This window comes from Rhizobium sp. CC1099 (genome assembly GCF_029714385.1).
In the GTDB taxonomy this organism is placed as follows: domain Bacteria; phylum Pseudomonadota; class Alphaproteobacteria; order Rhizobiales; family Rhizobiaceae; genus Rhizobium.
Genome location: NZ_CP121643.1, coordinates 1 through 16,728 on the forward strand (window position 1 = coordinate 1; position 16,728 = coordinate 16,728).

The 16,728-nt window shown below is 58.1% G+C and carries 15 protein-coding genes and 1 pseudogene; 14 read left to right on the top strand and 2 right to left on the bottom strand.

Annotated elements, in window-relative coordinates; all coding sequences use genetic code 11:
• The 5 genes and pseudogenes from repA to repC (QA644_RS33445) all read left to right on the top strand — a co-directional run.
• Nucleotides 1-1,284 carry a plasmid partitioning protein RepA gene (gene repA, locus QA644_RS33425; RefSeq protein WP_283074218.1) on the top strand — a complete coding sequence of 428 codons (1,284 nt, stop codon included), beginning with the start codon at nucleotides 1-3 and terminating at the stop codon, nucleotides 1,282-1,284.
• The gene (gene repB / locus QA644_RS33430; protein ID WP_283074219.1) at nucleotides 1,281-2,312 is read left to right on the top strand and encodes a plasmid partitioning protein RepB; all 1,032 of its coding nucleotides are present in this window, start codon (nucleotides 1,281-1,283) and stop codon (nucleotides 2,310-2,312) included. Before repA ends, repB begins: the two co-directional genes overlap by 4 nt.
• A gap of 194 nt (nucleotides 2,313-2,506) precedes the next feature.
• Entirely contained in the window at nucleotides 2,507-3,718 is a 1,212-nt protein-coding gene (repC, locus tag QA644_RS33435; RefSeq protein WP_283074220.1) for a plasmid replication protein RepC, read from the top strand.
• Nucleotides 3,719-4,192: 474 nt separating this feature from the next.
• The gene (locus tag QA644_RS33440; RefSeq protein ID WP_283074221.1) at nucleotides 4,193-4,927 is read left to right on the top strand and encodes an NYN domain-containing protein; all 735 of its coding nucleotides are present in this window, start codon (nucleotides 4,193-4,195) and stop codon (nucleotides 4,925-4,927) included.
• 77 nt (nucleotides 4,928-5,004) lie between these two features.
• Nucleotides 5,005-5,349: pseudogene (repC, locus tag QA644_RS33445) on the top strand (plasmid replication protein RepC); the annotation flags it as partial.
• Between the two features lie 307 nt (nucleotides 5,350-5,656).
• Here the strand turns inward: repC (QA644_RS33445) and QA644_RS33450 are convergent.
• Nucleotides 5,657-6,124, bottom strand: a complete 468-nt coding sequence (locus QA644_RS33450; protein ID WP_283074222.1) for a ProQ/FINO family protein — start codon at nucleotides 6,122-6,124, stop codon at nucleotides 5,657-5,659.
• 230 nt (nucleotides 6,125-6,354) lie between these two features.
• A complete protein-coding gene (locus tag QA644_RS33455) occupies nucleotides 6,355-7,272 on the bottom strand; it encodes a recombinase family protein (protein WP_283074223.1) in 918 nt (305 codons plus the stop codon).
• A gap of 533 nt (nucleotides 7,273-7,805) precedes the next feature.
• On the opposite strand from QA644_RS33455, the gene QA644_RS33460 reads away from it, so the two are divergent.
• The 9 genes from QA644_RS33460 (at nucleotide 7,806) to QA644_RS33500 (ending at nucleotide 16,527) form a co-directional block, all read left to right on the top strand.
• Nucleotides 7,806-8,933 carry an RHE_PE00001 family protein gene (locus QA644_RS33460; protein WP_283074224.1) on the top strand — a complete coding sequence of 376 codons (1,128 nt, stop codon included), beginning with the start codon at nucleotides 7,806-7,808 and terminating at the stop codon, nucleotides 8,931-8,933.
• Nucleotides 8,934-9,517: 584 nt separating this feature from the next.
• Nucleotides 9,518-10,207, top strand: a complete 690-nt coding sequence (locus QA644_RS33465) for a hypothetical protein (protein WP_283074225.1) — start codon at nucleotides 9,518-9,520, stop codon at nucleotides 10,205-10,207.
• 54 nt (nucleotides 10,208-10,261) lie between these two features.
• Nucleotides 10,262-10,657, top strand: coding sequence for a hypothetical protein (locus QA644_RS33470; RefSeq protein WP_283074226.1), 396 nt, complete (start codon nucleotides 10,262-10,264; stop codon nucleotides 10,655-10,657).
• Nucleotides 10,654-11,844: a PfkB family carbohydrate kinase gene (locus tag QA644_RS33475; RefSeq protein ID WP_283074227.1), complete on the top strand. Its 1,191-nt coding sequence runs from the start codon at nucleotides 10,654-10,656 to the stop codon at nucleotides 11,842-11,844. Before QA644_RS33470 ends, QA644_RS33475 begins: the two co-directional genes overlap by 4 nt.
• Nucleotides 11,841-12,434 carry a 7-cyano-7-deazaguanine synthase gene (locus QA644_RS33480; protein ID WP_283074228.1) on the top strand — a complete coding sequence of 198 codons (594 nt, stop codon included), beginning with the start codon at nucleotides 11,841-11,843 and terminating at the stop codon, nucleotides 12,432-12,434. Before QA644_RS33475 ends, QA644_RS33480 begins: the two co-directional genes overlap by 4 nt.
• Nucleotides 12,431-13,150, top strand: a complete 720-nt coding sequence (locus QA644_RS33485) for a restriction endonuclease (protein WP_283074229.1) — start codon at nucleotides 12,431-12,433, stop codon at nucleotides 13,148-13,150. Before QA644_RS33480 ends, QA644_RS33485 begins: the two co-directional genes overlap by 4 nt.
• A gap of 209 nt (nucleotides 13,151-13,359) precedes the next feature.
• Nucleotides 13,360-14,856 (top strand): hypothetical protein, encoded by a 1,497-nt coding sequence (locus QA644_RS33490; RefSeq protein WP_283074230.1) that lies wholly within the window; start codon nucleotides 13,360-13,362, stop codon nucleotides 14,854-14,856.
• A 91-nt stretch (nucleotides 14,857-14,947) separates the two neighbouring features.
• The gene (locus QA644_RS33495; RefSeq protein WP_283074231.1) at nucleotides 14,948-15,103 is read left to right on the top strand and encodes a hypothetical protein; all 156 of its coding nucleotides are present in this window, start codon (nucleotides 14,948-14,950) and stop codon (nucleotides 15,101-15,103) included.
• A 2-nt stretch (nucleotides 15,104-15,105) separates the two neighbouring features.
• On the top strand, nucleotides 15,106-16,527 hold the full coding sequence (locus QA644_RS33500; protein WP_283074232.1) for an anti-phage deoxyguanosine triphosphatase: 1,422 nt from the start codon (nucleotides 15,106-15,108) through the stop codon (nucleotides 16,525-16,527).
• Nucleotides 16,528-16,728 lie beyond the last annotated feature (201 nt).

Consider the following 16,728-nt stretch of genomic DNA (forward strand, 5'->3'; position numbering starts at 1 on the left):
ATGTTCTATCTCTGGCGGGCAATGGCCGGTAAACCGGTTGAAGGCCGCCAAGAGGAACAGATGGCGATAGCAAACCGAGTAGAATCAGTTGTCGGCTCCAAGGAAGATGCTGGCGGCAAAATCATGCGTCACGCAGGGCTTCTGTCCGGGCAATTGCAGCAGCTCAGAACTCGCATGTATCCTCCAAAGTCGGAAAAGATCCTGCGTCCGTTTCTGACCAATGAAGTATCGAAGCTCACGTCTATACCCGATTCCACCCTGAAGCTCATGTCTACCGAAGGACGTGGACCGGTTCCCAGCAGGCTGGAGAATAACCATCGCGTCTACACGCTGGCCCAGATCAATGAGCTGCGTGAGTTGTTCGCAATGCAGAAACCTGCGGACGCCTTGCGATTCCTTCCTCGCCGTCGCGCCGGCGAGCATCTCCAGGTCGTTGCAATAGCCAACTTTAAGGGCGGCAGCGCAAAAACCACGACCTGCGTTCATCTCTCCCATTATCTCGCGCTTCACGGTTACCGCGTCCTTGCACTGGATTTGGATCCTCAAGCATCCCTGTCCGCTATGTTTGGTGCTCAGCCAGAGATCGACGTTGGGTCAAATGAAACGATTTACGCCGCCCTGCGCTACGATGAGACCGAACGTCGTCCAATCCGCGATATCATCCGCAAGACATACTTCGATGGCATTGACCTCATTCCGGGAAATCTGGAAGTCATGGAGTATGAGCACGAAACGCCACGGGTTTTGGCGAATAAGTCGAGCGCGGGCGCAATCTTCTTCGAGCGATTGAAGCTAGCCCTTTCGGAAGTCGAGACGGACTACGATGTCGTGATCCTCGATACTCCGCCGTCGCTCGGCTTTCTAACCCTGAGCGCGATATACGCGGCGACGAGCATGATCATAACGGTCCATCCGGCCATGCTGGACGTCGCATCGATGAGCCAGTTTCTTCTCATGATGGGCGATCTGATTAGTGTCCTCAACGAGAGCGGCGCCCAGCTGGATCAGGATTTCATCCGTTACTTGGTAACACGGCACAACCCAAATGACGCTCCGCAGTCACAGGTCGTCGCGATGCTTAGGCACTTGTTCGGCGCTGATGTCTTTTTGCCGACCGCCATCGAGAGCACTGCGGTCGAGGCCGCCGGCCTAGCGAAACGTTCGATCTACGAGCTCGAGATGGGACAAATCGGTCGTGATACTCAAAAACGCGCTCGTGAGGCGGTAGACGCCGTAAACGAGGCGATAGTTCGCCTCATCAACGATAGCTGGGGGCGGACATGAGCAAATCACCCCGCAAGTCCATTGTCGCCAGCTTCGGGCTGCTTTCCGCAGAGCTGGAGAATAGCCAGACAACTGACCAACAGCCTGAGCCTCCGGCTCTGCCTTCCGGCAATCGTGTCGGGGCTGGTGTCATTGGCGCGGCCCACCGGGCAATCGACGACATCAGATCAGAGCGAGATCGGTTGAAGGCTCTTGTCGAGGCGGGCGGCGGTACTGTTCGAGAGCTGGATCCTTCTCTCATTGACCCCTCCCCTTACCCAGACAGGCTGCCCGATGATGACGGAGCGAGTTTTGAGGCGTTCAAGCGGTCGATTGAGACTGAGGGACAAAAAGTTCCCATCCAGGTCCGGAAACACCCGTCGTCAGCCGGTCGGTATCAGATCGTCTACGGTCACCGGCGCTGGCTTGCGGCCAAGCAGCTCGGCAAGCCCGTTCGAACCATCGAGGTGGAGATTTCCGACCTCGACCTCGTTCTCGCACAAGGTATCGAAAATGCGAGTCGCCAAGACCTGACCTGGATCGAGCGCGCGCTATTTGCATCGAGAATGGATGTTGCGGGGATCAAGCCGCGCCACATCTACGCCGCGCTTTCGATCGAAGACGCCGAACTGGCACGGATGCGGAATGTCTACAGGATCATTCCCGCGGATATCATTGAGGCCATTGGGCGGGCGCCAAAGGTTGGGCGGCCACGCTGGCTCGAGCTTGCCAAGACGGTTGCGGGCGACTCGGGAACACTTGATGCCCTGCGGGCGACGTTGGTTAAGGAGGGCGATGCAGCTGAGACCTCCGATCAGAGGTTTCAGCGTGCGTTGAACGCCATCAAGCCAGCAGCGAGTGGGCGTCGGGAGCCGAGCCCGATTACGGACAAGAGCGGCACAAAGCTCGGCGCCTTATCGATGTCCTCGAAAGAAGTTCGAATTTCGGCCGAGGGATCACTCGGGATCGAGTTTTTGAAGTTTGTTGAGGCGGAGCTCCCAGCGCTTACTGAGCGTTTTGCCCGCCTGCGAGAAAACGAGAATTCCTGACAGCTGTCAGGGTTTTGGAGCTTAGTGAGGAAAGGAAGTGTAGCAAAAGAAAAAGGCCCCCAAACGTTGCCGTCGTGGAAGCCTCTCTCTCTGTGTGACAACTAGAGAATCGCATTTCCCCGAATCCTAGTCAAGAGTCTTTGGCACCGTTTTTGGTGAGCGGCTTTCTTTTGCCTCTTAGAAGGTGAAGGAAAATGCAAAGTGAGCAGGTGACGACGCCCTTTGGGCGGCGGCCGATAACCCTTGCCCTGGTGAAACGGCAGATCGCCACAAAGATCGAGTCGGGCAAGTCGGCAGATAAATGGAAGATCTTCCGCGACGTTTCCACAGCGCGCGGACTGCTCGGCCTCCATGATCGCAGCTTGGCGATTCTAGACGCTCTTTTGAGCTTCTATCCCGAAAATGAGCTGCGTCAGGACGCCGGGCTTGTCGTGTTCCCGTCGAACGCTCAGCTCACACTTCGTGCGCACGGCATAGCGGGTGCCACGCTTCGCCGACATCTAGCATTCCTCGTCGAGGCTGGGTTGATTCTTCGGAAGGACAGCGCCAACGGCAAGCGCTACGCGCGCAAAGACAGGGCCGGCGCTATCGAGAGCGCATTTGGATTCGATCTGTCGCCGCTCCTCATGCGCTCCGGGGAACTTGCTCAGATGGCGCAGCAGGTTGCTGCGGATCGGAAAGCGTTCAAAAGGTCGAAGGAAAACCTCACTATATGCCGGCGGGATGTCCGCAAGCTCATCACTGCCGCGATCGAAGAGGGTGCGGATGGGGATTGGGAGAAAATTGAGTCTATGTATGTTGAGTTGGTCGGCCGCATACCTCGTTCCCCAACCCCGTCCGATTTGGGCGACCTGCTCGACGAAATGAATATGCTGCAGGAAGAAATCCTCAACACATTGGATCTGCAGCGAAAAGCAGAAAATAATAGCACCAATGATGCCCACTATGAGCACCACATACAGAATTCAGATACCGAATCCATTAATGAACTTGAACCTAGCTCAAGAAATGAGCAGGGCGCGATGCCGAGCCGAAGCCACGAACGGACGAACGTGCAGCTGAAGGCATTTCCGCTGGGTATGGTGTTGCGGGCGTGCCCTGAAATCGCGGCATACGGTCCTGGCGGAGCGGTAGGGAGCTGGCGAGATCTGATGGCCGCGGCCGTCACCGTGCGATCGATGCTGGGCGTTAGCCCGTCCGCCTATCAGGAAGCTTGTGATGCCATGGGACCGGAAAATGCAGCCGCCACGATCGCCTGCATTCTTGAGCGGGCAGGGCACATCAACTCGGCTGGTGGATATCTGCGAGATCTAACTTCGAAAACGAAGCGTGACGAATTTTCCCTCGGTCCGGTTCTCATGGCGCTGCTAAGAGCGAACGGAGGCTCTGGCCAGAAAACCGGTTGAGGATCGAGTGAAAACCCTGACAGTTGTCAGGGTTTCGGAATTCTCCAAGCCATGCCCCATTCTTGGTAACCAAAAGACGGAAGCGCTGGGGCCACCTGAGCTAGGTGCCGGCAAAGCAGATTTCGATTACCGAAAACCGAGCCGAGCCCTCCGCCGGGAGAAAAACCAATCAACGCCTTTTCCTTGCGTGGGTTCGCCAAGCACACTACCGGTCACCACAAAACCGCCCCGCCTGAATGTCACCGCTAATGGCAAGCCAGACTATTTTCAAACTGAGTGACGTCGATGCGGTTATATTACGTCGCCCGCTCGCAATTCGTCGCTTGCGCATTATTGAGTTTGGTCGTCCGTGCGAAAGCACCGATATGTCCGATCAGCCTTTGCGTCCGGGCCGGGGCCTGACGAAGGTGTTTGCCTAGTTGGAATCGTGTCCTGCTGGTAGATTTCAGCCCGTTTGGAATATGAGGAAACGCAATGCCGTCTGAAACTCGGTCGCCGCGCCTGGCAGTCCTGATTGATGCCGACAACACTTCGGCCAAGATCGCCGACGGGCTGTTTGAAGAGGTCGCCAAGATCGGTGAGGCGAGCGTGCGTCGCATTTATGGCGATTTCTCCGGCACGCGCTCCAAAGGGTGGGCGGACGTTCTGGCAAAGCATGCGATCATACCGCAGCAGCAGTTCGCTTACACAACTGGGAAAAATGCCTCCGATATCACTCTGGTGATCGATGCCATGGATTTGCTGCACAGTGGCCGCTTCGATGGGTTCTGCTTGGTCTCCTCCGACAGCGATTTCACACGGCTGGCCGCTCGTATACGCGAGCAAGGGGTCGACGTTTTCGGTTTCGGCGAGCAGAAGACGCCGGAGAGTTTTCGCCAAGCCTGCCGGCGGTTCGTCTATACCGAAAACCTCGTTCCCGGGACGGTCAAGGGTGAGCAGAATACCGCGTCCCCCGACAAGCCACTGCAGCCGGCGAGCACCGCCGTGCCGTTGATCAAGAAGGTGCTGTCGCAGGAGGACACCGAGGACGGCTGGGTCAATCTCGGCACCGTCGGCAAGCAGCTTCTGAACCTTGCGCCGGATTTCGATCCTCGCACCTTCGGTTTCCGAAAACTCAGCGACCTTATCCGTAAGACGAACCAGTTCGACGTTCAGCAGGCCGAGGGGCGTCCCGTCAGCATTCGTCTGAAGCAACGAGGAAAAAAGTAGAGCACCTGAGACGGATGAGCCAAGGGTAGCGCGTGGAAATTCCCGGCGACGCCCACGAACGGATGAAGGTGCAGCTGAAGGCGTTTCCGCTGGGTAGTGTGTTGAGGGCGTGCCCCGTAATCGCGGCATACGGGCCTGGCGGAGCGGTAAAGAGCTGGCGAGATCTGATGGCGGCGGCCGTCACCGTGCGATCGATGCTGGGCGTTAGCCCGTCCGCCTATCAGGAAGCTTGTGATGCCATGGGACCGGAAAATGCAGCCGCTACGATCGCCTGCATTCTTGAGCGGGCAGGGCACATCAACTCGGCTGGTGGATATCTGCGAGATCTAACTTCGAAAACGAAGCGTGACGAATTTTCCCTCGGTCCGGTTCTCATGGCGCAGCTAAGAGCGAACGGAGGCTCTGGCCAGAAAACCGGTTGAGGATCGAGTGAAAACCCTGACAGCTGTCAGGGTTTTGGTATCCTCCAAGCCATGCCCCATTCTTGGCAACCTAAAGACGGAAGCGCTGGGGCCTCCTGAGCTAATTTAGGTGCCGGCAAAGCAGATTTCGATGCCGAAACCGAGCCACGCCCATCCCCGGGAGAAAAGCCAATCAACGTCTTCCTTGCGTGGATTCGCCAACGCACACTACCGGCCCTCACCGCTCCGCCTTCCGGCTCTTCATCGACAAGATTCTCCACGTGCAGAACGGGGAAATCTGCCCACCAAGCCGAGATGAATGGCGCCGTTAGGTCTGCCGATCCCGTCTGAGAAGGGCGGCGCGGATCTGCTCAGTCTTGCTCGGGGGAGCAGCGGTGGGTGGCTCGACGTGAGGGGCGCTATTCTCGTCATTGCTTCGTTTCAGGCTGAGAAAGCGTCGCTGCGCAACAAGTCGGTCTTCGGTCGAAAGTGGTTCCACGGGCTTGCCATCGATGTCATGGCGCATCGAACCAGGTTGGGCGCTCGCGAAATAGTACCGTTTTGAGTGGACAAAGGAGCCAACGGCTCGGCGCAATGCCGTCGCTTTGACATCAGGCTTTACCAGCGCGCGGAGATCGTTGAAGAGGCCAAGCGCGAAGGGACGGATCTGATCGCCTGGTTTACTGGGAAGAATGTCTATCGGACGGATCAGCAGTACGCTGATCGCCTCTGCCTTTTGAACATCGAACTCTGTTGCAATGATGGGTCCGTGGCTGACGGTCCAGGGTTTGTCCATGAGCTCCTACCTTGCGCTTCTTGTCACTAGGGATCGATTGTGAAGGGACGTTGACAGCAGCTCTATCTTCTAGCGATCCCCGGCGATATAGGCGTTTTCGACATAGTTCCAGCGCACTTGAAAAGTTACGGAAATGCCGGAAATAAGCAATTCGCGGCAAGCCCGGCGTGGATTAAGATTTTTACCAAGCGGAGGCACCCGCCCGACTCGGTAGCCTTCTGTACTGGCTCTTATGGGCGAAAGAGACCGAAGCGGCGCGCTTCATCCAACAGTGCCCTGACAGAAGACGGTTGCCATTTCCGGCCACCACGCGGCGGCCGCTCATGCATCTGGTCCAATTGCGCAGCAATTTCGCGCAGCGATAGATCAGGATCGGCGATCGCGATCGCAGCGACCAGCTTCATCAGATTGTCCTCCGGCGGCCGGCGAGGAGAGCGGCCGAGCAATTCTGGCTCGGCGAGTTTCTCGCGCACCATCCGGTGGATTGCCCGGCGCAAGCGTTCGACCGTCCAGTCGTGACCTTTGCGATTGAGTATCCGCACGACATTATCCCAACTGTGTTGCGGTCGCAGCTGGCGTACGGTTGGCAGCCATGTCTGCGCCGATGAGATCACTTCGTCCAGATAAGCCCGATTGCGGGCGGCTGAGATAGCGCGGACCGCTTCCGGTCGGCGCTCGCGAAGTCCAGGGTTACCAGCGAGCCGGCCGCGTGCCTTAGCTGCCGCCATGCCGGCTTTGGTTCGCTCCGCGATCAGCGCACGCTCGAGCTGGGCTACGGCACCTAGCACTTGGAGAGAAAACATGCCTTGCGGCGTCGAGGTGTCGATTGGATCGCGAAGGGACCGGAAGTGAACGCCTCGTTTCTCGAGGTCTTCGATTACGTTAAGCAAGTGGCTAACGGAACGCGCCAGCCGGTCCAGGCGGACGACGACGAGGGCGTCGCCCGCGACAAGTTCCCGGAGAAGCTTCGTCAGGATCGGCCTGGCCCGTGATGCGCCGGATCCGTGCTCCTGATGGATGCGATGACAACCGGCCGCTCGCAACTCGTCGATCTGGGCATCGTTGAGCTGGTCGTCCGTCGAGACGCGCGCGTATCCAATCAGCCTCTGCGGCGGGGGGAGGGGATTGGAGGTTGCAGCTCTCGCCATGGAATCTCGCGGTCTTTTGGAGGCGTTTTGTACAAATAAAGAATGTATCAGCAAACGTTCCTTTGCAAGCGTGTTTTATGACCAAAATAGAAGGCCACACAGCGCGTTTTCTTGTCGAAGACGGGCAACGAGCCATCCCGGGTGCGAGATGCCCGTCAGTGGCCTTCCACCGTCGAAATGCGGCAAAACTGGCTCTTTTGAGAGGGCGCAGCACCGGTTGTCGCTTCTAGCAGGCGCTGACGCCAGGAGGAGGGAAGGGGAGGTGCTTCAATTCAGCGGATCGAGCGAACGACGTTCCACTCGATTAAGCAAAGGAGTCCGCCGAACCTGGGTGAAAAGTGGCGCAAAAGATGGATTTCCGGGTGAACCCGCCGATCAAGGGCGACTAACAAGGGTGATTTGCGGGTCAAAATCAATAACCATCGATAAACGCTGGTTATCGATGGTTAGGACGTCGTTGGATATTCGCCGCCATGACGGAAGCTAAGGCCAATATCACTTCTGGTTAATAGCGCATTTACTATGAATTCAGTGTGTTAAGATATCCGGACATTGCCTATCCGGACCCTGCTGCGGCCTGTTTTCACGCCGGCATCGCGCTCGCCCGCCTCGACGAGCGCATCGCCCGCTCGCCGGTCGGACAGGGGTGGATCGAGCGCTCGCATTTCGCCGATGCCTGCGCCTCGCTGTGGATCGACGGCGAACTCGTGCATCTCGAAGACCTCGTCCTGCACGACGCCACCCGCGACATCCGCACCCCGACCCACGAGCTGACCATCGCTCGCGACGTGTCGCGAACCCGCCGGCGCATCGCGGCGCAGTCGCCGGATTGGGTCTTGTCCGCAGAGGGTATCCGAACCTTGCGACAAACATCGGAAATCAATTCGGCCGGCGCGGGCGAGGGGAAGACTGCCGTCGCCATTCGCCCCGCGGCGCCGATAAATCCGGAAGGGGAGGGCGAGGAGGGTGACGACGCGAAAGATCTGCCCGGCGTCGACTATGCCGCCATCGATGCGGTACTGGCCCGATCGGAGGCCGCGATCGAAAACGCAACCCGGCCCGGCCGCGCCAGCGCGGCAGACAGAAACGCACTGGTCTATGATCTCGACTGGGACGAGGATGCGCGGCTGGAGGAATGGCGCGGCGTGCTGCGCCAGGCCGAAAACTTGCCGGCGGTGCTGCAGGCGATCGTCGCCCTCGATGCCTGGAACGAGCTTTCCGTCCTGCAGCATGCGCCCTGGCTCGGCCGGCTATTTGCCGCCTCCATCCTGCGCCAGGCCGGCGTCACCACCGGTGCCCATCTCGCCGCCATCAACGTCGGACTGAAAACCATCCCCGTCGATCGGCGCCGGCATCGCGATCGCGAGATCCGGCTGCTGGCCATCGCCCAGGGGTTTTTGGCGGCCGCCGAGATCGGCATGAAAGAACACGACAGGCTGACGCTGGCGAAAACCATGATGGACCGAAAACTGGAGGGGCGCCGGACGTCGTCAAAATTGCCGGAGCTGGTCGAGCTCGTCATGGCAAAACCGCTGGTGTCGGCCGGGATGTTGGCGAAGATGCTTGAGGTCACGCCGCAGGCGGCGCGGCGGATCGTTTTGGAGCTCGGCTTGCGGGAGATGACCGGGAGGGGGAGGTTTCGAGCGTGGGGAGTTATCTAGTCGTAACGCGATCGGCGTGCCCTTCGCGGGCAACGAGAGCCACCTAGAGCACAGCATTCAATTGCCGCAGTGCATTGGTATAAGATAGCTGCATCGGCGCGACGCTGTCGCTGACTTCGAACGGCAACTTCCCTGTGCCGTACAGGCCGACTTGTTAGCATTCGGCAACAGCTATGATGGTGTTCGTGACAAAACGAATTGAATTATCCGTTAGCATTCACTAGGGAGAGTGCGGCGTCTACGATCTTGAAGAACTTCGGGGAACTGCGCGCCGCGTCACCTACCTTTTCAAGCCACTGACTGGAGACCTCTTTTGATGCGGCGAGCGCTTCGATCCGATACCTGAGGTTTGGCCGCGGCCGACTGATTCCATGCATGATTTTCGATATTGTGGATTGACTGGTATGCAGCGCCAGAGCTAGCTCGGCCTGGGTGATGCGATCCCTGGCGGCGATGCCTTTAAGCATCCCACCCCAGTCGCTCGTCATCCCGTCGTTTGATTTCGCTTGCATAGAACGAATATAAACGAATATTCTATGGAAACGTCAATAGGCGCTTCGACGCTTTAATACCGGAGGCCACTAATGTACCAGCCGCACTCGGAGATTCTCCCAGGGGTGAAGTGGGGCAAACCCGAATGGGTCCCAAGCCCCGCCTACTGGGCCGCCATTGCGAACCAGGTGACGGAGGCGTCGCACGGTTTCGTAAGTCCGTCGGCCACGCTCCACGAGGAAGTCGGCTTCTGTCTGTTGGGCGGCTATGGCGTGACCGCCGAAATGAACCACGCGTTCTTCGAGGTTCTTTGCGACGCCGGCGTTTTCGTGCCGGGCGCGAGGGTGCCCGCGTCGGTGATCGAAGGTCTGCTGCGGTCGAACGCCATCGTGGACGGCAGACCGAGGCGATACAGGTTTCCGAAACAGAAGGCCGCTAGGATCGAAGTGGCACTGCGAAGGATCGAAAGCGACCCGCCTCCGGTGGACGATCCGGTGGCATTTCGGAATGCGCTTCTTTCGATACCGGGGATCGGCCCCAAGACCGCATCATGGATTGCGCGGAATTTGCTCGGGACAGACGAGGTGGCAATACTAGACATCCACGTTATTAGAGCCGGAAAACTAATGGGGCTCTTCCACGGCGAAACCAAACTGCCGCGAGATTATTTCGACATGGAACGTCGTTTCCTCGATCTCTGTAAAATCATGGAAATCAAGGCTTCGTTGCTCGACGCGATTATTTGGGGGGAAATGCGCAAACTCGGCCGCGCCGACGTTTGACTTCGACAACTGCTAGAGTTCTTATTTTCGCGTTTACGATTCGAAGGTGAAAGAATGTCAGGCAGTGGCAGACGGAAATCACGGGGTTCCTCTCAACCTCAACAGGCAGCGCCTCAGTCGGGCACAAAGGGAGCTTCGACAGGCGCAGGCGGCGGATTCGGGTCTTCCGATCCTTGTGCAATTGCGTTCGACGTCAACCTGAGCGGCGTCAATGTTGCGGTAGCGGCCGGCATTTCGGTGGGGACAACGCTTCAGGTCGTTCTCACTGTCAGCAATGGTTTCGATGTCGTGGTTTGCCAGACCGCCGCCGGCCAAGTCGTCGGCTCGTTGGCGGCTTTCCCGGGCTTGGCGACTTTGGTCGGCTGCCTGCGCAGCGGGCGACGTTACATCGCACAGGTCACGGTCCTCAACGGTACGATCGTCACTGTCCACGTGGAGCTAGCGCCGTGATAGTGGCGGGTGGCACATACCGGGAGGTTTGCGACAACCCGCATTGGGACCGCTTCTTCGGGTCGGGTCTTCGAGCAGCCGCGGCGATCAGCGAACTCTCCGAGGATGTGACACTCGCGACATACGCGCCGCCGGAATGGGCGGAAGACGTCGCAATGTCTGCAGCCGCGTTCGGAGTGAAGGCGCTGATCACCGAATGCCGGATGCCGGCGACTTTTCGATACTTTCATCAGCTATCCACGGCGGAGCTCGAATACGACGGCGACGACGATCTAGAGCCCTTGCGCGTAGACGGCGATGCCGTACTGCGTTTCGGCATGGTGGCGGGAAGTGCGATTGTAAGAGCCGAGTATGCCGTCTTCGACCCGCAGACAGGAGCTAACCCCGAGTCCTTCCACTCCAACGGCTCCGTCGCTGAGCACTTGGCGATCGTATTGAATGGCTGGGAAGCAAGCCAGACGACAGGCCTTCCTCCGGAGGAGGCCGGCGCTCTCATACTCGCTCGCGAGAATGCCGACGCAGTCGTGATCAAACTCGGACCGCGGGGAGCAATTGTTCACTCTAAGGGGCGCAGCTCCGTGCTCGTGCCTCCCTATCGATCCGACAGCGTTTTCAAGATCGGGTCTGGTGATGTCTTCAGCGCGGCGTTTGCCTATTTCTGGGCCGAGGCGGGGCTGCAACCCGACGAGGCGGCCGATGCAGCTTCTCGCTCGGTCGCGCATTTTGTGGACGGACACCAGTTGCCACTTCCGGCGATCGATGCGCTTCGCCATGGCGACGCCTATTCGACCCGGGGATCGCCGAGGCAGCTCTATCTCGCTGGACCGTTCTTCGCGATGGCTCAGCGCTGGCTCATCGAGGAAACGCGCGACATCCTGACGTCGATGGGGGTACCTGTATTCTCTCCGCTTCATGATGTCGGTACCGCCAAGTCAGCCCGCGACCTTGCGTCGGGAGATCTCGCAGGTCTGAATCAGAGTGCGGTGGTGCTAGCGCTGCTCGACGGGGCCGACCCGGGTACGGTTTTCGAGGTCGGTTACGCCCGGAGGGCCGGTATTGCCGTGGTCGGATATTCCGAACAACTCGACGCGCTTCACCTCACGATGTTCGAGGGGACAGCCTGCGTGATGGAAAGCGATTACACCACGGCCGTCTATAAAGCCGCCATGGAGGCATGGGCAGCATGAGGCTGCTACTCTACTCAGGTGGTCTGGACTCAACGGCGCTGGCATGGTCGCAGCGTCCCGACCTATGTCTCACAATCGATTACGGGCAAAGGCCGGCGCAGGGAGAAATCCGGGCTTCTTCCGGCCTTTCGGGGTTGATGGGCCTTCGCCACGAGGTCCTGACAGTTAACCTGGCTCACCTTGGGTCTGGATCGCTGGCGGGCTCTGAAAGCGCCAACATCGGATCAGCGCCCGAGTGGTGGCCGTACAGGAACCAGATGCTTATCACTCTGGCCGCGATGAAGTTCGTGGGGCAGGGACTCAAGGAAATCATGTTCGGTGCCGTCGCGACTGACGTTCATGCTGACGGCAAAAAGCCGTTCGTCGACGCCATCAGCGCGCTGGTCGCGCTACAGGAAGGCGGTGTGCGGGTCACTGCGCCGGCGATCGACACCGACCCGGTCGACCTCATCAGAGACTCTGGTGTTCCGAAGTCGTTGCTGGGTGCGACTTTCTCTTGCCACGTCGCCGAATACCCCTGCGGGCGTTGCCGAGGATGCGAAAAGCATAGCGATACAATGCGCGAACTTGACGGAGCGGCCCGTTCATGAGTTCCGTTGCCCCATGGCGACAATACCAAAGAGATGTTGCGGACCACTTCAAGCAGCTCGGTTTCTCAGTCGCCGTCGAAGAAAAGATCGACGGAGCCCGTGGAAGCCATGTCGTCGATGTAGTCGCTAGGATCGAGATGTGTGGCGTTTTGGTCTGTTGGATCGTCGAATGCAAGCTCTGGAACCGACCTGTCGAAAAGGAGAACGTGCTCACCTTGTATCAGATCGCTCAGGATGTGGGTGCGGACAGGGCTTTCCTGATGTCGGAGAGCGGTTTTCAGGCTGGCGCAGTGCGCTCTATTACTAACACCAACGTCACCCTGGCAAGCGTGGAAGAGTTGAGTGAGCTTAGCCAGCTGGCTCTGGCGAAATTGATCATCGCACGCTTGAGAAAAGACATTTTCACGGTTCGCGAACGGCTCTACCCGATCCTTTGGGCGATACAGGACAAGCCCTCGGATTATCTGCGGGGTACCTACACCATCGTCGTGAGTTTGCTTGCTGCCTGCATGGAGATGGAAATGACTTTCAATCGGGCAGCAGGCAACGTCTATCCCGTCGAATATAACGCAGACTTCACCGGAACCCGGCTGGTGACCGTAAACAGCGAGATCGAACTTGCAAGGCTAATGTCAACTGACATGGCCGAGGTCACGGACAGCGTAGCGAAGGTGGAGGAAGACTATCGGGTAAAGGTCGCCGCCTACCACGGCTGACAATAACCGTTGGATTTTGGGTGGCCCTAGCGGCGCGATCGCTCCATCAGCACGCGATCTCCACCAGCAATATTCTTGACAGTCGGGGGTATGTTCTCTATTTGTTCTCATTCAGCAACCGAAAGCTTCAAGGGCCGGTTGACCGAGGCAAATCTCGGTCGTTGATCGGAACGGGAGGTTAGGCGCAAAACTGGGGAGATCGTGCTGCTATGAGCGAACGTCATTTGGCCATCGCAAAACTAGCAGATAGGATGCTCGGCACGAGCGCAGTGAATTGCGCTGAGGCGTGTAGAGTGAAGGAAGGTTCGTTGGTCGGTCCGCAAAGCAAACTTCATCAACCTGACGGGGCGTTTTTCAGAAAAGACGAAACGTTGGATCGACTAGCGGAAACGTTCAATGTCGCGCAGTTTGTAAGCTTCGCTCCCGAACAGCACGGACCGGCGCAGCAGTTCTCCAGGATAGCAGGCTACAAGGCGAACCATCGCTTCGAGACGTTACGAGACGCTGTCACGGCTCTCTTCGGAGAAAGTTCTGAAGGAACGGTGAACGTTCGCAGCTTCAGCGCACACCAAACCCAAAGTCGCGAATTCATATACGGGGTCGATACGGTTGACGCTGTCGTCGACGCTGTGCAGCGAATGGCCGGCGAGGGAGCTTACACCATCGTCAATGAGACCATTGATGTCTCCGATGGGGGAGTGTCCGGTGTCGCCATGGGTGAGCTCGTCGAATTTCGGCCCGACATGACCCCGCGAGGCGTCGAGAAGCCAGGGTTTGCGCGACTTCCGACGGAATGGGCGTTGCGGCTATTTCAGACGGTTTACGGTGTAAGCGTTGATTTCGCGAAGAGCCGGCGAGGGCGGCTCGAATTCAGTCTTCATCCGCGTCCGCGTGGCTGGAAGAAGGAAAACGTGATTTTCTGGGAGCATTCCCAAGACTTTTTCCCTCCGGTCCCAATAAAGGCCGAGTGGCCCAACGATTTCAGCCGGATGGTCGGCGACAAGGCATATGGTCTGTTGATTGCCGATATCAACGGCTTTTGCGTGCCGCGGACAACGGTGATTGGTCGCCGGCTCGCGCCGTTCTCGTTTGGCCGGCCCACCGGCCTCGAAGAGGTGTGGATTCGGACCAGCCCGAGAGAGCAGGTTCCGGGCAAGTTTACCACTGCCCGTGGTTGGCAAGACCCGTTTGCCCTGTTGCAAGTCGAAGACCCCGACGGCACGGCTATATCCTCGGTGCTGTCGCAAAAGGGTGTTGCCGCTCAGTGGTCGGGTGCCGCTATCGAGACTGCGAGCGGGGGCCTTGTAGTGGAAGGCGTGAAAGGGACGGGCGACCGGATGATGGTCGGTTTGGCAGATCCGGAACGCGTACCCGAAAGCGTCGTTGCCAAGGTAACGGAGCTGCACGAAAGGCTCCACCTTGTCCTGGGCGCGACAAGGTTCGAATGGGTTTTCGATGGCGACGAAGTCTGGATTGTCCAGTTGCACAGCGGAGCGAGCGTCTCCGACGGTGATACCATCGTGCCCGGCGATGCTACGGTCTGGATCGAGTTCGACGTTTCGAGAGGGCTGGAGGAATTGAGGTCTCTGACCGCCAGCCTTACGCCAGACACGGGTATTACGCTTGACCGTAGAATCGGCTTAACCAGCCATCTGGCAGACGTTTTGCGCAAAGCCGGGGTTCCGGCGCGCGTAGGGGCCCGGTAGGCTTTTAAAGGCGGGAACTTGAAACCCGTCGTAAACCAATAAGGCGCATGCTCGTTGTAATCGTGCATAGCGTTTCACTAGGAGGAAGATCATGGCATATGCAGCAGTAGTAGAAGCCCGTAAGGCGGCAGAAGTTAATCAGGAAAGAGTTCGCGAGGCTGTTCGTCTTGGCTTCGAGTTGAAGCGTGAGCAGGAACAAAAGAAGGCCGCGCAGGAAGCGGCGCGTCTGCAAGCTCAGGCTCGCTAATAGTGGCAACCGAGATGTACACCGGCGAAGATCGGCAGCGTCAGAACGGCGAAGTTGACAAGTCGGAGAGCTGGCGGCCTCCGTTTGTGAGGGACTTCGGCCGGATCATTCACAGTGCGAGCTTTAGAAGGTTGCAGGGAAAGACGCAGGTCTTCCCTGGACATGAATCGGATTTCTTCCGCAATCGTCTGACTCATTCGCTTGAAGTGGCGCAGATTGCGGAAGGTATTGCTGACCGCCTGAACGATGTTTTCGAAGAGGCGCTCGGCAAAAACAAAATCGACAGCCGCCTTTGCGCAGCGGCTGGCCTCGTGCACGACATCGGGCACCCGCCCTTCGGCCACAACGGTGAGCGGGCGCTCGACGGAAAAATGAAGCTTTACGGCGGCTTCGAAGGGAACGCGCAGACGCTGCGGATTTTGAGCAGGCTCGAAAAAAAGGCAAAGTACGACGAGCCTGTCGATGGCGACATCCGTGCTGGTTTGAATCTGTGCTTCAGGACGCTCGCCGCTGTTTTGAAGTACGACACTGAAATTCCTGTCGAGCGTCCCAACGCCAAGAAGCCTCAGAAGGGCTATTATGCGTCCGAGGCCAAGATCGTCGCCGAGATCAAGCGTAAGGTCTTAGGTGGGAAGTCGCTTCCGGAAGGCGCAAAGCTGAAGACCGTCGAATGCGCAATTATGGATATCGCTGACGACATTGCGTACTCGGTCTATGACTTGGAAGACAGTCTGAAGGCGGGCTTCCTGACGCCCGCGTCGATCCTGGCAACGGATGACGACCTGCTGAAGCGCGTTGCGGAAGTGGTAACCGAGCAGCTCAAGGACGATATCGGGGAGACCGTGACGGTTTCTAAGGTGCAGGCGACGTTTGTGGCGATTTTCAGCGATATTTTCGCGACCGGAGAACCGAAGACCTCGGACGATGGCGAAGCTCGCAAGCAGGACGATATGGCAAACTTCATCAGTGCAATGAGAGCGTCTCGCGATCTGAACATGGACGCCGGCAAGAGGATGGAACTAAGCTCGGAACTGGTGAAAGAATTCATCAACGACGTTGAACTCAAGGTCAATGAAGAGTGCCCGGCGTTGTCGAAGGTCAGCCTCGTAAAGGAAACGCGGATCAAGGTCGAAATACTCAAACAGTACACATTCCTATCGACGATCTATTCAAACCGCGTGAAGCTTGGTGAGTATCGTGGAACAGAACTGGTCGAAGATATTTTCGACGCGCTCCAGAAGGAGAACGGACATCTCCTTATGCCCGACGACGTACGAAGGCAGGTACAGGACGCAGGAGACGACAAAGCGCTGAAGGCTCGCCACATATGCGATTTCGTTGCGGGCATGACCGACAGATATGCGGTGGAATTTTGGGCTCGCCTCCGGTCGGACGCCGCTGAGAGCATGTTCAAGCCCATTTAGGCTTTCATCAGTCACTCGGAGACTGCGCCAAGGCTCTGGGTCAGTACCGCTGACAGCGACCCAGCGTTCAGCGTGCGATCCTCCGTCGAGAGGATTCTTCTGCCTTCGTGGCGTCACGGACGACGGCCAAAACTGGTTCCCGACGGTACCTCCCGCATCAAGTAGCATGCCAACGTACAACTTATCTCGTTGAAATCGTCG

Excerpts from the sequence above, each read along its gene's own strand:
- repA (WP_283074218.1), top strand. The coding sequence starts at position 1 with ATGTTCTATCTCTGGCGGGCAATGGCCGGTAAACCGGTTGAAGGCCGC.
- repB (WP_283074219.1), top strand. The coding sequence starts at position 1,281 with ATGAGCAAATCACCCCGCAAGTCCATTGTCGCCAGCTTCGGGCTGCTT.
- repC (WP_283074220.1), top strand. The coding sequence starts at position 2,507 with ATGCAAAGTGAGCAGGTGACGACGCCCTTTGGGCGGCGGCCGATAACC.
- QA644_RS33440 (WP_283074221.1), top strand. The coding sequence starts at position 4,193 with ATGCCGTCTGAAACTCGGTCGCCGCGCCTGGCAGTCCTGATTGATGCC.
- QA644_RS33450 (WP_283074222.1), bottom strand. The coding sequence starts at position 6,124 with ATGGACAAACCCTGGACCGTCAGCCACGGACCCATCATTGCAACAGAG.
- QA644_RS33455 (WP_283074223.1), bottom strand. The coding sequence starts at position 7,272 with ATGGCGAGAGCTGCAACCTCCAATCCCCTCCCCCCGCCGCAGAGGCTG.
- QA644_RS33465 (WP_283074225.1), top strand. The coding sequence starts at position 9,518 with ATGTACCAGCCGCACTCGGAGATTCTCCCAGGGGTGAAGTGGGGCAAA.
- QA644_RS33470 (WP_283074226.1), top strand. The coding sequence starts at position 10,262 with ATGTCAGGCAGTGGCAGACGGAAATCACGGGGTTCCTCTCAACCTCAA.
- QA644_RS33480 (WP_283074228.1), top strand. The coding sequence starts at position 11,841 with ATGAGGCTGCTACTCTACTCAGGTGGTCTGGACTCAACGGCGCTGGCA.
- QA644_RS33485 (WP_283074229.1), top strand. The coding sequence starts at position 12,431 with ATGAGTTCCGTTGCCCCATGGCGACAATACCAAAGAGATGTTGCGGAC.
- QA644_RS33490 (WP_283074230.1), top strand. The coding sequence starts at position 13,360 with ATGAGCGAACGTCATTTGGCCATCGCAAAACTAGCAGATAGGATGCTC.
- QA644_RS33495 (WP_283074231.1), top strand. The coding sequence starts at position 14,948 with ATGGCATATGCAGCAGTAGTAGAAGCCCGTAAGGCGGCAGAAGTTAAT.